The organism is Thermoactinomyces sp. DSM 45892 (assembly GCF_900107305.1).
GTDB lineage: Bacteria > Bacillota > Bacilli > Thermoactinomycetales > Thermoactinomycetaceae > Baia.
In genome coordinates this window covers 22,862-38,326 of record NZ_FNPL01000018.1, presented here as the reverse complement: position 1 = coordinate 38,326, position 15,465 = coordinate 22,862, and the positions used below count along the sequence as shown (strand labels likewise).

General features: G+C 41.3%; 15 protein-coding genes and 1 other annotated feature. Of the genes, 2 read left to right on the top strand and 13 right to left on the bottom strand.

The window, feature by feature from the left end; genetic code table 11:
• Positions 1–31: 31 nt before the first annotated feature.
• The 12 genes from coxB to BLU58_RS13785 all read right to left on the bottom strand — a co-directional run bounded on the left by coxB (position 32) and on the right by BLU58_RS13785 (position 13,138).
• Positions 32–1,051 (bottom strand): cytochrome c oxidase subunit II, encoded by a 1,020-nt coding sequence (gene coxB, locus BLU58_RS13840; RefSeq protein ID WP_255404723.1) that lies wholly within the window; start codon positions 1,049–1,051, stop codon positions 32–34.
• Between the two features lie 114 nt (positions 1,052–1,165).
• Complete coding sequence (gene cyoE / locus BLU58_RS13835) at positions 1,166–2,095, bottom strand: heme o synthase (protein WP_255404722.1); 930 nt, start codon at positions 2,093–2,095, stop codon at positions 1,166–1,168.
• A gap of 303 nt (positions 2,096–2,398) precedes the next feature.
• Positions 2,399–4,168, bottom strand: coding sequence for an ABC transporter ATP-binding protein (locus tag BLU58_RS13830; RefSeq protein WP_093293059.1), 1,770 nt, complete (start codon positions 4,166–4,168; stop codon positions 2,399–2,401).
• Positions 4,169–4,289: 121 nt separating this feature from the next.
• A complete protein-coding gene (gene codY / locus BLU58_RS13825; RefSeq protein WP_093293057.1) occupies positions 4,290–5,069 on the bottom strand; it encodes a GTP-sensing pleiotropic transcriptional regulator CodY in 780 nt (259 codons plus the stop codon).
• A 218-nt stretch (positions 5,070–5,287) separates the two neighbouring features.
• Entirely contained in the window at positions 5,288–5,824 is a 537-nt protein-coding gene (gene lepB, locus BLU58_RS13820) for a signal peptidase I (RefSeq protein WP_093293055.1), read from the bottom strand.
• Positions 5,825–5,828: 4 nt separating this feature from the next.
• Positions 5,829–6,383 (bottom strand): DUF402 domain-containing protein, encoded by a 555-nt coding sequence (locus BLU58_RS13815; protein WP_093293053.1) that lies wholly within the window; start codon positions 6,381–6,383, stop codon positions 5,829–5,831.
• A 218-nt stretch (positions 6,384–6,601) separates the two neighbouring features.
• Complete coding sequence (gene proC, locus BLU58_RS13810; RefSeq protein WP_255404721.1) at positions 6,602–7,456, bottom strand: pyrroline-5-carboxylate reductase; 855 nt, start codon at positions 7,454–7,456, stop codon at positions 6,602–6,604.
• 127 nt (positions 7,457–7,583) lie between these two features.
• Positions 7,584–7,872: a binding site (T-box leader), on the bottom strand.
• 55 nt (positions 7,873–7,927) lie between these two features.
• The gene (locus BLU58_RS13805; RefSeq protein WP_093293051.1) at positions 7,928–9,196 is read right to left on the bottom strand and encodes a S8 family peptidase; all 1,269 of its coding nucleotides are present in this window, start codon (positions 9,194–9,196) and stop codon (positions 7,928–7,930) included.
• A 77-nt stretch (positions 9,197–9,273) separates the two neighbouring features.
• Complete coding sequence (locus BLU58_RS13800; protein WP_093293049.1) at positions 9,274–9,930, bottom strand: hypothetical protein; 657 nt, start codon at positions 9,928–9,930, stop codon at positions 9,274–9,276.
• Positions 9,931–10,067: 137 nt separating this feature from the next.
• Positions 10,068–11,573: a VanW family protein gene (locus tag BLU58_RS13795; RefSeq protein WP_093293047.1), complete on the bottom strand. Its 1,506-nt coding sequence runs from the start codon at positions 11,571–11,573 to the stop codon at positions 10,068–10,070.
• A gap of 83 nt (positions 11,574–11,656) precedes the next feature.
• Entirely contained in the window at positions 11,657–12,742 is a 1,086-nt protein-coding gene (gene mutY / locus BLU58_RS13790; protein ID WP_093293045.1) for an A/G-specific adenine glycosylase, read from the bottom strand.
• Positions 12,743–12,823: 81 nt separating this feature from the next.
• Positions 12,824–13,138 (bottom strand): hypothetical protein, encoded by a 315-nt coding sequence (locus BLU58_RS13785; RefSeq protein WP_093293043.1) that lies wholly within the window; start codon positions 13,136–13,138, stop codon positions 12,824–12,826.
• A gap of 52 nt (positions 13,139–13,190) precedes the next feature.
• On the opposite strand from BLU58_RS13785, the gene BLU58_RS13780 reads away from it, so the two are divergent.
• Both BLU58_RS13780 and BLU58_RS13775 read left to right on the top strand, forming a co-directional pair.
• Positions 13,191–14,195, top strand: a complete 1,005-nt coding sequence (locus BLU58_RS13780; protein WP_093293041.1) for a metal-dependent hydrolase — start codon at positions 13,191–13,193, stop codon at positions 14,193–14,195.
• A 10-nt stretch (positions 14,196–14,205) separates the two neighbouring features.
• Positions 14,206–15,126, top strand: coding sequence for a mechanosensitive ion channel family protein (locus BLU58_RS13775; RefSeq protein ID WP_093293039.1), 921 nt, complete (start codon positions 14,206–14,208; stop codon positions 15,124–15,126).
• Positions 15,127–15,189: 63 nt separating this feature from the next.
• Here the strand turns inward: BLU58_RS13775 and BLU58_RS16555 are convergent, their stop codons facing one another.
• On the bottom strand, positions 15,190–15,339 hold the full coding sequence (locus BLU58_RS16555) for a hypothetical protein (protein ID WP_176786693.1): 150 nt from the start codon (positions 15,337–15,339) through the stop codon (positions 15,190–15,192).
• Positions 15,340–15,465 lie beyond the last annotated feature (126 nt).

Sequence of the window (15,465 nt, the reverse complement as noted above, 5' to 3'; positions counted from 1 at the left end):
CCCTCCTTTGTTACCTCACAAGATAGGAGTTTTATTTGCGATTCATTAAGTATTCGGTTAGAGCATCAAGTTCTTGATCATTCAAGAAGTCAAACTTCTCCATCTTCGTCCCTGGCTTAATCGATTTCGGATCTTTTAGCCAAGCTTTTAAGTTCTTTTCATCGTATTTAAGAAAACCCGCAATTGACTGACGGTTACCAAACTTCGTCAAATCTGGGCCTTCCCTTTTTGGATCCATACCAGCATGACATTTGATACAGGAGCTATTATAGATTTCTTCACCCTGCTTTTCTTTCGCCGTCACAACAGGAGCTGGAGGAGCAGACATCTTCGCAATCCATTTATCAAAATCAGCTTGTTCCTCTGCCACTACTTTAAAGTCCATCAAAGCATGACTTGCCCCGCAAAGCTCTGCACATTTCCCGTGGTAGACACCAGCCTTTTTCGCATCTAGTGTAAGATCGTTGACACGTCCAGGGATTACGTCCATCTTCCCACCGAGGGCTGGAACCCAAAATGCATGAAGTACATCCTTACCTGTAATTTTAAAGTGAACTTTTTTTCCAACAGGTATATGTAATTCTTGAGCCGTTTTAAATCCTTGTTTCGGATACTTAAATTCCCACCAATACTGATGACCGACAACTTCTACAACCAACACATCATCGCCTTTTGGTACTTCAGCAAGATCGAAGGTATACTTCACAGTCGGAATTGCGAGCGCTACCAGAGCCGCAATCGGAAGAACTGTCCAGATAATTTCCAACACAGTATTATGATCCTTGTATTTGGAACGATCTAGAGTTATCCCCTCACGCTTTCGAAACTTCACTAAAACGTAGATAAAAATTGCCATTACAATAGCAAACACCACTAGCATGATCGCAATACTAAAATAGATTAAATCTAAGCTCTTTTCACCCGCGGTTCCCTTCGGATCAAGTACATTCAGTGCATCACTTGGTAGTATTTTACTTGAATCACAGCCTGCTAGTACAAGCATCGCTAGGGCAAGTACAGCTAGTATTCGCCATAAACCTTTTCGGCTCACTACATTCAACCTCACTTTCTGAAGACAGTTCCTCTCATAAACTCAGTATAACCAATGAATCCTGAAAAGAACTGATTGAATAAATGCAGGGCAATAAACCCTACTGGTTCACATCTAATAGAAGGATGTAATTCCTTTGTCAATCACCATCACTAAGAGTATGCCCACGAGATAGATGAGTGAGTAGATAAACATCATCTTAGCCCAAGCGATATCATCCTTGGCATAAAAGCCTTTAATAGAAAGGATGATGTAGACAACCCCTAATATAGTTGCTGCCGTTAAATACACCCAACCACTCGCTCCAGTAAAGAACAATAGGAGAGAGGAAGGCAACAGCAGGAGCGTAAAGAGTAGCGTTTGGATCTTGGTCTCAGCAAACCCTTTTATCACGGGTAACATTGGAATCCCAGCAGCACGATATTCTTCCACTCGACGCATCGCCAGTGCAAAGAAGTGAGGGGGTTGCCACATAAACAAGACCAAGAAAAGAGCCCAAGCGGTTAAATCAATCCGCTCAGTAACAGCTACCCATCCGATCATCGGCGGCACAGCACCAGAGACACCACCTACTACAGTATTCCACACACTGGTACGCTTCAGCCACATTGTATAAATCATCACATATACAAAGAAACCAACAAAACCTAGGAATGCTGCAGTGGCATTGACTAATACACCAAGCACGATAAATCCTACTAAACTTAAAAATATGCCGTACCATAACGCAACCGTCGGCTTAATTCGACCTTCAGGGACTGCCCTTGTCTCTGTGCGATTCATTTTCGGATCAATATCTCGATCATAAAAATTATTTAACACACAGCCCCCTGCAATCACCAGTGCTGTTCCGAGAAGTGTCCATAGTAGGTTTAATAAATCAAAATGCTGAAAACCAGAAGCCAACCAAAAGCCCGTAAACGTTGCGAGCAAATTCGACTTATTAATGCCTGGCTTCGTAACCTCATAGTAATCACGCCACGTTGATTTACCTACATCCATGAGAGATTGGGAAGCGAGTGCTCTCTCAGCAGATCTTGACATAACAAACCTCCCTCCCTGTTTACGTCCAACCAAGAAACTGGTTGTTAACATCCTTTTTTCAAGCAAATGCTTTTATTCACAATCCCTGTTTTACGCTTGATACCAACATCATTTTAGTTGATGATGGATGTTCGTGCAAGGGCAGAAAGATTTTCAAATAAGATAGAAAGGATTTGTTTTCTCCCGCATTTTCGTATAATAACATTTACTTACTTCAAAGTTCCCTTAATTCGCATGGTATTCCATCCCTAAACAGACCTTGTTACATAGTATGTGAATATTTTATGTCAAAATTTCATGGAATCAAAATTTGTTTTTTTCATTAGAAAGAATATCTACATTTTGTACGTGAAAAAGTTCACTATAAAGGCCATCGTGCGATAAGAGTTGTTCGTGGGTTCCTCGCTCCACTACTTCTCCATTATCAATGACAATGATTTGATCCGCATGCGTAATCGTAGACAGCCTGTGAGCGACTATGATCGTAGTTCGATTCGTAGCCAGTCTCTCCAGTGATTCCTGAACCAATGCTTCCGATTGCAAGTCGAGAGCGGAGGTAGCTTCATCTAAAATAATGATCCGAGGATCCTTCAAAAACACCCTAGCAATCGCTAAACGTTGCTTCTGCCCACCCGATAATTTTACACCCCGTTCTCCGATTTCCGTTTGATAGCCTTGGGGAAGTTGTGTAATAAAATCGTGTGCATTTGCGGCTTTTGCGGCTTCCATCACCTCACTCTCTGAAGCTTCTATTCTCCCCATCTGAATATTTTCTGCAATCGTCCCACTGAATAGGAAGTTATCTTGCAGAACCAATCCGATTTGGTTTCGTAAACTCTCTTGAGTGTAATCACGTACATCTATACCATCTACTTTAATACTCCCTTTCGTCACATCAAAAAAACGAGGAATTAACGACACGATCGAGGATTTTCCCCCACCAGAAGGTCCAACTAAGGCAATCATCTGACCTGCTTCCATCTCTAAGTTTATATCCTTGAGTACAGGCTCTCGGTCTTTCTCATAGGAAAATGCAACTCCATCAAAGTTAATCTTTCCTTGTATCTCCTTCACTACATATGCATCCGGGCGATCTACTATGTCGTAAGACTCATCTAAAAACTCAAAAACCCGGTCCATAGAAGCATGTGCTTGAGTAAGGGTAGTAGAGGCATTTACTAGTCGGCGTACCGGTGAATAGATCAAGCCCAGATAACCATAAAAAGCTGTCATTGCCCCCAGAGTAAGCTCACCTTGGATGACATAGTAGGCAGAAACCACTATCACGATAATAGGTGCTAAATCAGTAATCGTATTGACAGAAGCAAATGTTTTCGCAGTCCATCGTGTATGAGTTAGTGCCTTTTCGAGAAAATGTCGATTCCGCTTTTGAAACTGAACTTGCTCATGCTCTTCAAGATGAAAAGCACGAATCACAGGAATCCCTTGAATTCTCTCATGAAGATGCCCCTGCAGCTCACTTAGTGCTTGTGATCTCTCACGTGTGTATTTTCGTAGGTTCTGATAAAAATACTTCACACTAAAACCATATAGCGGGAAGACTGAAAGCGAAATCAAGGTCATCCATGGATCAATCCAGACCATCATTCCGACTGCGATAAATAAGGTAATAAAATCTAACCAGACATTCATCATTCCCGTAATCACAAACTCTTTTGTTTGTTCCACATCGTTAATCACACGTGAAATCACTTGCCCTACTTTTTGATTATTGTAATAGCGAAGTGATAATCGCTGGATATGATCATACATCTGATTCCGTACATCAAATAAAACACGACTCGCAGTCCATTGCGCAAAGTATTGCCTGTAATACTCCGCGGGAATTCGTACCACTGTAAATAAAAGCACAGCCCCCAACGTAATCCACCATAATTGTTGAATCTGTTCTTGCCTAACCATTCCAGATAGCAATATATGATCAATCACATATTTTAGCATAAGGGGCAATAACAACGGGATACCGAACTTAATCATTCCAATCCCCATTGTACCTACAATCTGCTTCCGATATGGCTTTACAAATTGGAGATATCTTCGAACACTTCCCATATTTTCATCCCCTACATACCATTGAATCAGGTGTCTCTAGTATATCAAAAACAGAGTATCTACACACAAAAAGACCGAGAACAATCCATGCTCTCGGTCTTACTTTCTTATTAGCGTGAAATTAATGACGCGCTTTTTCCAACGCTGGTAATAATTTTGCGTTTAAAATTTTGATGTAAGTACCTTTCATTCCTAAGGAACGAGACTCTACTACACCAGCAGATTCTAATTTACGAAGCGCATTTACAATCACAGAACGAGTAATTCCTACACGATCCGCAATCTTACTTGCTACTAGTAAGCCTTCTAAGCCATCTAGTTCGTTGAAGATGTGTTCTGCCGCTTCTAGCTCTGAGAAAGAAAGAGAGCTAATCGCGAGTTGAACCACCGCACGACTACGAGCTTCATCTTCCACTTTACCAGCACGTTCGCGAAGTACTTCCATTCCTACTACAGTCGCACCGTACTCAGCCAAGATGAGATCATCATCGACAAAGGATTCATTAACCCGAGAAAGAACGAGAGTACCTAGACGGTCTCCACCACCGATGATAGGAACCAATGTGGTCAGACCTTCACGGAACATTTCCTTCATTTCGTATGGGTACGCAGTGTACGGACTATCAACACCGATGTTTGGCATCGTATGATCTACTTCCATAAGAAGACGAGCATAGTCTGCTGGGAATTCTCGATTTGTTTGGTATTTTTGCATGCGCTCATTTTCGAAGTCATGGTTTATAGCAAGACCCATCATTTTTCCTTCTGGATTTACTACGTAGATATTAGAAGAAATAACATCGCAAAGTGCTTGTGCAACCTCATCAAAATCTACTAAGTGGTGACCTACATTTTTTTGTAAAATCTTTGAAATTCTACGTGTTTTGTCAAGCAAGTTCATGAGTAAATGCCTCCTATTTTTTGCAAACCTATCATTTAAATGGACCTTATTGTCAAAACATCTATTCTGACAAATGAGGATTTTTTTCAACAGGATTGGATTTTCGAAAGATTGAAATGTACTTTACCTATTATGCTCTTTTTTTCCACATAGGCAAATTCATTTTTGTGAACAATCTTTGACTTTTAACCACATTTGCAATAGTTTTTAAAAATTAGTCAAAGATGAGCACTTAAGGATGGTCTCCACAAAATCCATTCAACTTTTCCCTCGATCAACTTTACAGAAACCTGACCCACTGTATCGTATCTGCTATCTCGGGAAGCAAAACGGTGCCGATTATCTCCCATCACAAAAATGGTTCCTTTTTGCACTACGATCGGGCCGTAATCTCCATCTTCAATCCTGGTATCGATATAGGGTTCCGTTACGACTTGTCCATTTCGTAGAAGCTTCCCGTCTCTAATTTCAATCCTGTCAGTTGGTACCCCGATCACTCGTTTTACGAGATATCGATTTTCGTTAGAGGGATCTTGAAACGTGACAACATCCCCTCGCTGTGGTGTGTGAAACAAAAATGAAAATTTGTTGACTAACAAACGATCTCCATCGTGCAGGGTCGGTTGCATGGATGTTCCGTTTACAATTGACATCGCAATTATAAATTGATTGACTCCAATCGCGATTGATACACCAAACATTGCCAAGACAATCCACTTCGTCACACGATGTTGAACGAGACTGACTACATTCACTCCATCATCCCTCTCCTTTGATCAGGGAACGATACTGCCTAAACCAATATGGGGCAATTTCTGGAGCAAATGGAGCTGATCGAGTATGGATCAAATCCGTGATCTTATGTACAGCTTGTTCAATCTGCAACATTACCTGCGAGGGGTACGCATATCGAACTTGATTTACCTCATATTCATCCTGATCCACAATTTGAAATCTTAAATCAGAATAGGTGATAATATCAAGGTCATAATCGATATACGTTATGACATTTTTCGTGCGATCCAATCTCACAGGTGAGGCGATGTTGGTGTAATAGTACCGGAGCTTGTCCGAATTCCTATACACGCAAACCGTATTAAACCATTCGTCCTTAGGAAAAATCGTAATGGCAATGCCTGCGAAAACTGCATCAGTTCCATCCGGTTGAATGACTTCCACATCTTCATTCGCAATCACTACTTGACGATCATCTTCATGAAGGACAAAAGAGGTTTTCCAGATTCGGTGCAAAACATCTTGATGCTTGTAACTTTCTACCCGCATCATGTCGCCTCGATTCTGTAAGATATCCATTCACCTCCAGAAAAGCGTTCCTATTTTCCTTTATTGCCAAAATCTGAAAGATATAAAACAAACGTTTCAGAATTTAATTTCGTGATCTGCTTTTTGGAGAAAATGAAAATCTTTCATTTCTGTTATTCTTTACCTTAACGATGTGATGATTATGATATATACTTTCATTCCTATTTACAATGATGTAAATTTTTCCATGTAAGAAAAAGTAGAGCTCTCTAACATCGAGAGCTCAAGTAGTCCGTAGGTTTTCCTAACTCTTGTGAACGTTCTGTGGCTTTGGTAATAGCCTCACAGATCGCTTCCTCAAAATGAAATTCCCTCAAGGTTGTTAACCCTGCAAACGTTGTCCCACCTTCAGAGGTAACTTCTTCACGCAGACGAGAAGGCTCTTTCTCAGTATGAAGTAACATCTCTGCAGCGCCAATACAAGTCTGGATGATAAACTGACGAGCGATATCTGATTCAAGCCCCACGTAAACCCCTGCTTTTTGCATGGCTTCGACCATGTAGTAGAAATAAGCTGGTCCACTCCCTGCAAGTCCTGTTACAGCATCCATCTGCGACTCTTGAACTTCTAGCACGATACCGATTGCCTCTAAAATGGTTGTAGAGATAGAGAAATGATCTTCCTTCACATAACGCCCAGGGCAGATTGCAGTTGCAGATCGACCTACTGCCGCGGAGGTATTTGGCATTGTACGTACAACAGCTACTCTTTGCGAACAAGCCATCTCGATTTGTTCAGTACTCACGCCTGCGATCACAGAGAGAATCAATTGGTTCTCTCGAAACTTCTGACCCCAAACCTGTAAAACTTGGCTAGCAACATTTGGTTTGATCGCAAGTACGATGACATCAGACTCTAAAATAGCTTGTTCATCATGGGAATGAGGAGATAGTTGATAAAGCTCTTCTAGCTCTTTCAGCCGATTATGGTTAGAGCGATTTACCACTGATATGTTACGCGGCGGAATCACTCTCCCCTTCGTTAATCCTGCAATCATGGCCTCGGTAATGGAACCTGCGCCGATAAATCCCACACGAAGATTTTCATAAATATGATTTGACACTTTTTCTCCTCCGTATCCTATGCTTCTAATAAAAAAAGCAAAATAAAAACAAATGAAACGCAAATAAAAAGTAAAATAAAAACAAATAAAAAACAAATAAAAAGTACATAAAAAACCCGATCATCCCATTAAGGACGAAAGGGCTTCTTCCGCGATACCACCTTATTTAAACTCACGAACCATGAATTTATCTCTATTTATGCAGATCAGTAGTATATAAAAATACAACTCATTTCATCTGCATAACTCTGAGATAACGGTCAGCTCCGATCTGATTTCTAGAAAGCAAAAACAGTCTATCATCAGCCACTACAAGGGCGGGTTCAAGTTTGTTTCTAGGTAGAATCTCTCAGCCGATGGATTCCACTCTCTATACTAGATTCAATCACTTTACTATTCCTTGTCACAGCGTTTTCTTTATATTGTGTAGGGTATTCCTATATTATGTAAATTAGGTTCGAAAGTCAACACTTACGGAGATGACAATTGATTCCTTTGAAATTGACGATAGTGTTTCGCTAACTCCACTGCCGCTACTGCACATACATTACCTGCTAACTCTCCTGAAATCTCCTTCGCCGTACTCGTTAAAATCGCTTTTAGATCATTGGGTGTGAGATTGGGGTTTTCCTCTAAGAGTAACGCACATATGCCCGCCACATACGGGGTTGCCATCGAAGTGCCTGACAGTCGTAAATAATGTTCATCCACACATTTATCTGCAAATTGTAACTCTAACTCGGAGCCTGGTGCATTTAATGAGATAATGTCGCTCCCTGGCGCGTAGAGATCTGGCTTCATCCATCCATCCTTGGTAGGGCCACGACTCGAAAAGGTAGCTATCTCATGATAGGCAGCACCAACTGTTAAAATAAGTGGATCATGTCCTGGGCTACTGATCGTCCCTGGCTTCGGACCATCATTACCTGCCGCTGTACAAACCATAATCCCATTATGCCAAGCAATACGCGAAGCCTGTGCGAGGGGATCTTTTCGATAAGATTGGATAGCAGGAGCACCTAGTGAGAGGGACAATATATCTAATTGATACTCCTTCTGATGCATCACACACCACTCGATCCCGCGAACAACGGTCGAAAGCTTCCCTCCACCATGTTTGTCCAGTACCTTCACTCCTACTATCTTGGCCTCTGGAGCGGCACCCACGTATAACCCTTGTGAACTAAACCCATTTCCAGCGGCACTTCCTGCACAGTGAGTTCCGTGGCCATGATCATCGTAATAATCCGTCTTCCCTTGAACCAAGTCTACAAACCCTGCGATCCGTGAAACAGGAGTCACGAGATCTGGATGTGGAAACAGTCCGGTATCTAAAATGGCAATGGTGATCCCCACACCAGATAAATGCCGCTCAAACTGGAGTTGTCTCACACCGGTCGATTTTGTAGATAGGTCTAATGAGACATATACACGTCGATCTAGATATAAATGCTCTACTTGATGATGAACCACTAGTTCTTCTAATAACTCCGCTGAAAACTCACCATAGATTGCATCGATCAAAGGAATTTCTCCTAGAACACTCCCCCCTCGCTCGGTACACCAATTTGCTAGCGCATACGTATCAACCGATTCGTCTTTATCAAACTGTATAATGGTTGGATACGAGACCGATATGGACTCCTTATCTAATTGCTTCTTACGGCTTAGTTGCACACGCAAATCAGGATCAAGTCGATGCGCGTATTTTTCATACCACTCTCTATTTCTCAACCGCATCCCAGTCTCCTCACTTTCCTATCTGCATTTAATTAGATCTTCATCTAATGATTACCTGCAAAAAGGAGTAAGTGACTTTATGCATTTTGATATTTCGTTAGGCCCCCGGTATGCCAAGTGACGACGGGAAAGAGAACCGACCAAATCCAGATCGAGAGGTTCGGAACTCCAACATGACATAGCAAGCTACTTAGTAAGATTCCCGTCCATAAAACAAAGTGTAGAACACAAACCGATCCTTGAACCTGTGAAGCGGTAAATAAAACAAAACAATATAGGAGTCCACCAATCGAAAGAACAGACGGAATCACATACGTTAATAGATGAACTAAACTTTTTTCTAATTGACTAAGTGCATAAAAAAGACCGATGTTTCCTTGAAATTCCCCTGTAGCGTGAGCAAGTGGCACAATAATCCCTTGAGCAAATAAATATAAGATCACAAGGCAAATGCCTGATAAATGAATAAACCAAGCAATCTGTCCCATCCACTTCCACTCAGGAGATACGAATCTCACATTCCATGTACATGAAATCAATAAACCGATGACTACTAGTACCCCACTACTTATATACCAGAAGAAAAAAGACGAGCTTCTCTCGACAATAAACTGAGCAGTCGTAGCATAATCATTTTTTGTTTGTTGAAGAAGCAACCACATCAAGATAGCACCGACTACAGACAGGATCCCCGAAACTCGGAAAATCCAAATGGTGGACCCATTACATTTCATTTGGTCTCTCTCCCTAAATTCTCTATTTATTCTTCATCCTTTCTTCTAGGAGAGAGATCTATACCCATAACGAAAAAAGGATGTATGTGAGCACTATCTAGCCCACGCACATCCCAAGATATTTATCTTCCATTATACTATGGAGTTTTGGTTTCCTTTTCTGAACGATCTTTTTCCGACTTTGCCCCGCTATCTGTACTTTTACTAAACTTTTCTGGAGGTAGCGGTTGAGTCTTTCCTCTTTCTGCTCCTGGGGCCGTATACGTATTAATTTGAATCGTCCCACCGCTGACGGTAATACGAATCACCATCGGCTTGTTGTAACTATTTTTAAAGCGAAAATCAGGTCCTCCCCATGAGACAGTGGCATCTCTGCCTGGTGGCACATATGGAACTTCTTTACTGTGGGAAATTCGGCGGGTAATTTGCACCTTTGCCCTATCTACACTATTAAACAACGTACTGGAAACCTGACAGATCCCACCGCCTATATCCTCGGCGAGCTCTCCTTTCACGATGACACCTGCTTTTTTATAGCCACGCGCCACCGTACGCTCTCCAACTACCTTATTAAATGAAAACTCTTCACCAGGAAGTAAGACAAGACCATCAATCGTTTCGGATGATTTTTTGATATTAATCGTTCGATTTTCGTTCCCTGGATCAAAGGTGGTCTTAAAGCTTCCCACTAATTTGCTACTGGCTTTTTCAATATCCTTCGTAGTAACTTGTGGTTCAACCGTAATGAATGGAAGTTCTTTCGTTTGGTTTACCATAGACTTAATATCAGTCAACCACTCTTGAACGGTTTGTACGTCCACCACTGAACCTGCTTGCTCAGGTGTAATAGGAGTCCCTACTTTTTTCTGAGAGGCATTTTTCATCGGTATATCGACTTGCTTTTTTACATCATCTAGCCATGCTGCGAGTTTCTTCTGATCAATCTTAGTAGCATCTTTTCCATCATAGCCAATCGTACGCAAATCAAGCTCAAAATTTTTCCCTTTTGCTGTTAAGGTGATTTTCTGAGGTGGTACTTTCACTTTCTCTTCACTGGCACGAGGATTATTACTTGCGTCTTGCGTAACCCAGAGATAGACAGCCCCTAATACAAATAGAAACGCTAAGGCACTCACAAACCACTTTTTCGTCTTTTTAGCGCTCCTCTTTTCTGAATCAAGGTTTTTAGTAGATAAATCTTCTTCTTTTTTCGAATCAACTAGCTCTTCCTCATTCGTCAAAAGGGTACTACGAGTTTCTTGATGTAGGTTTTGTAAAAAGGAATCTTCATCTACCTCGGACTCTTGCGATTCTTCCGAATCAGAAGCTAATCTACTAGCATCATGCTTTGTTTGCTTGATGTCTTGTAACTCTGTATCCTGTTTCATTTCTTCTGAAGTAGCAGATGGTTCTATCTCGGCATGAGCTTCTGATTCATCTTGCGCAAGCTCTCCCTGCTCTTCCAATACTTTTTCTAACTCCGTAAAGTTCCACTTAGACGTATCAGATAGGGGAACTTCACTATTTTCCTCTAGCACCAGAAACGAATCGGATTCCTTTTCGGTAGCCTCTGAATTCCCCGTATCCTCCTGATCAAGCCTGTCTGGCTCTCTCTTCTCTTTATCTTTATCTTTTTCTTGCACTCAGGCTCTCCCCTTACATTTATCTAAGAATGTAATCATCACTTATTTGTCATCTGTATAAAAATACAAAATGATCGCGTTTTTTATTGTTTTTTCATAACTGAAATTGCTTTTCGATAAACATTAGGAAACGCTTTTTGATGGATACTATTCAAATCTATCCATTCCTCGTTCTCACCACATTCAAAGGGAACCTGATCTAACTTGATTCGCTCGATCTCGATAAACCAATGACGATGGCTAAAAACATGATCTATCTTCGCTTTCACTTCTCTACTTCGCACAGACCATCTATGAGCAAGGAGATATTGCTCTAACTCAGCGGATGGGTCTTCCCGATCAAAAGTGGGAAGCGACCACATCCCTGCTAACAATCCTTTATCTGGACGTTTTACAACAAAAACAGAATGATCCGATTCAATCCAAGCAAATCGTACCGAAACAGGGGTAGGTGCCTTTGTTTTCTTTTTCTGTGGCAATTCATCTTGCAACCCTTGTTCCTTTGCCTCACAAACGGATGACACCGGGCAAAATAGGCACTGCGGAGAGGTCGGTGTACAAATCGTAGCTCCTAGCTCCATCAACGCTTGATTAAAATCACCAGGGGCATGTTCTGGAATCACATCTTCCCCTATCGCTTCCATTTTCTTGCGAGTTGCTGGCAATGCTATATCATCATACAAAGCAAAAATCCGTGAGTATACCCGCATCACATTGCCATCTACTGCTGGTACTTTCTTTTGGTAGGCAATACTTAAAATAGCACCCGCAGTATAGGGACCAATCCCTTTTAAACGAGAAATCTCTTCTACTTGATCAGGTACTCTACCACCATACTGGTCTGCTACCTCTTTTACCGCAGAATGAAGGTTTCTCACACGAGAATAGTAGCCCAATCCTTCCCACATCTTTATTACATCGTCATCACTTGCCTTCGCTAAGTCTGTAATAGTGGGAAAACGTTCAATAAAACGGTTAAAATAAGGGATAACGGTACTCACCCGAGTTTGCTGAAGCATAATTTCTGAAACCCAAATCTTATATGGATCTTGATCTTTTCGCCATGGTAAATCTCGCTTATAACAAGCATACCAATGTAAAAGCTCGGTTTGAATCGTCGAAACAATAGTAGACTCTGGTCTCACCATTGTATTCATGATTGATTGCATACTTGCCTCCTACAACTAATTATATAAGAAACAGACTTTTTTTCATCAAAAGTATAATAATGTAATCAAATCGTTATAATTTCAATCACACCTACGAAACGTCCACAATTTTATTTTTGACCTACCGCCCACAATATGAGAATCTAGTGAATGGAACCACGATGGCGTAAATCCAATACGAAGCTCTTTTAATGAGGCGATCACATCATGGTCTTCCACCTGAATTACTTCTACAACTTGTCCCACTTGAGCTTCGGATAGTAGGAACTCATGATGTACGATATGTTCCAACTGATTTTTTATCTGTTCGCGAATTTGGGTAAAGTACTGATCTTGAAACATAGAAATGGAATCTTCTTGAATCCGATATTCAACAAACACTGTAAATTGACTCACCCTCACCGTTCCTTTCTGCTTTCAAATACCTTTTTATGAATAGGAGGACACTATGGATACAGGCACCCACCTTGTCATGGGATTAGGTCTTTTTGGATTAGCACAAATCGATCCAGTAGTGGCAAACGATCTAGCCACAGCTCATGCTGTATTATTAGGTACAGTAGTTGGCTCCCAAACACCTGACATAGATACATTGTATCGTCTAAAGGGCAATCCTGCCTATATTCGAAATCATAGAGGTTGGACCCATTCTCTACCCATGTGGTTGGTCTGGCCTACTCTCTTAACCCTCGTTCTCCATTTTGTATTTCCAGCATCCAATACAACACATGTATGGTTGTGGAGTTTTATTGCTGTTCTCATTCATGTCTTTATTGACTTATTTAATTCGTACGGGACACAAGCACTACGTCCCTTTTCGAATAAATGGGTGGCATGGGACATTATCAATATTTTTGATCCTTTCTTGTTTATATTGCATATTGCAGGATTTGTCATATGGTGGTTTTTTCCTGCTTATGCAGGCTATATCTTTTTCTCTATTTATATCGTCATCGGTCTATATTTAATATGGCGAACCTGTGTGCATCATCGTTGGCTTAGATGGGTAAGAAGACAAGTAAACGCACCAGGCTCCTATACCGTAATCCCAACTGCTCGATGGGGTCAATGGAATTGTGTATACGAGACTCAGGCGGAAGTGCGAATGGGTGAAATCCGAGGTGGTAAATTGCTCTGGACCGGACAACTTACCACCGAATTCGACCATCATCCAGCCACCCATCACTCGAAACAGGCAGAAGCAATCGATGCTTTTTTATCCTTTACCAGTTATGGCTATCCACAAGTCATCGAGCACCCATTTGGCTATGAAGTACGGTGGCTTGATGTCCGCTATCATCATAAGAAACATTTTCCGTTTGTAGCGGTGGCTATCCTCGATAACCGTTATCATATCCTTCATTCATTTGTAGGCTGGATCAGCGAAGGGCAATTAGATAAGAAAATTTATGAGATGATGTCTGCTACAAAGACAACGATAAAAAACACTTAGAGGTGATCCTATGTTTCCTCCAACAACACCGAAAGAAGCAACGACTACCGCAGCTACTGGAGACATCCTAGATGGATTCCAATCCTTTTGGGATCGAATTCCATCGAATCCCATGAATAGCATCGTATTTCCGTTTTTTAATATTGTGCTCGTCATGTTTCTCGCATGGTTAGTTGTTCGGGTTCTAGACAAGGTTATTGATCAAGCCTTTTCACTAGGAAAAGTGGAAAATCGTACTGCCAAAACATTGGTCAAATTAATTAAATCCATCTCCCACTACGTAATTTATTTTATTGCTGCCTTAACCGTACTAGCGAAGATCGGCATCAATCTCGGCCCCGTATTGGCTGGAGCGGGGATTTTAGGTCTTGCAATCGGCTTCGGGGCTCAAAACTTAGTTCGGGACATTATAACCGGCTTCTTTATGATCTTTGAACGTCAATTAGAAGTGGGGGATGTCGTTCAAATTAACGGACAGATCAATGGGACCGTCGAGGAAGTGGGGCTACGTATCACGAAAATACGTGAATATAATCAAAGGCTTCACTATCTTCCAAACGGTACCATTACACAAGTGACCAACTATAACCGGGAAAAAATGCGTGCCATTGTCCCGGTCACAGTGCCACCTGATTCTGATTTAGATATCGTAGATGAAGCACTAAAAGAAGCTTGTATGACCGTCAAAGAAGAATATAAAGATCAGATCATTTCTGATCCTGAAGTGGTGGGCATTACCAACATGGATGTAAATGGAGTGCAGTTTACCATTACCACCATCGCAACCCCAGAGGAATACTTCATCGTCGAACGAGCCATGCGAAAAGAAGCTGTGTTAAGCTTACATAAACGTGGAATCACCATTGCCACCCCACGTAGTGTGGTTGTATCTACCGATCAATTAAAAGGAAGCTCAAAAAAGAATAGATAGCGAAATCGCCCCTGTAGGATAACCTCAGCTTCCTAAAGGGGCGATTTTTTATTTCATTCCATCTTATAGAATACTTTTGGACAACATCCCCAATGCGACTCCTACAACCACAACGAAGGCTAGCCAGAGACCCATTCCTTTGATATCTCGCATCAAGATGCCAACTTCATCAACCGTGGCTACACGAAGTTCTTTTTTACGCTTTTTGGCCACTTTATAAACCCCCTTTTTTTCATTATCTACCGTACATTATAACCTTTTTACGATCTCATTTATCTTTTCAATTCCAAGCGAACAGAACCTTATTCTAAATAGTACAATTCCAATTTAACATATACC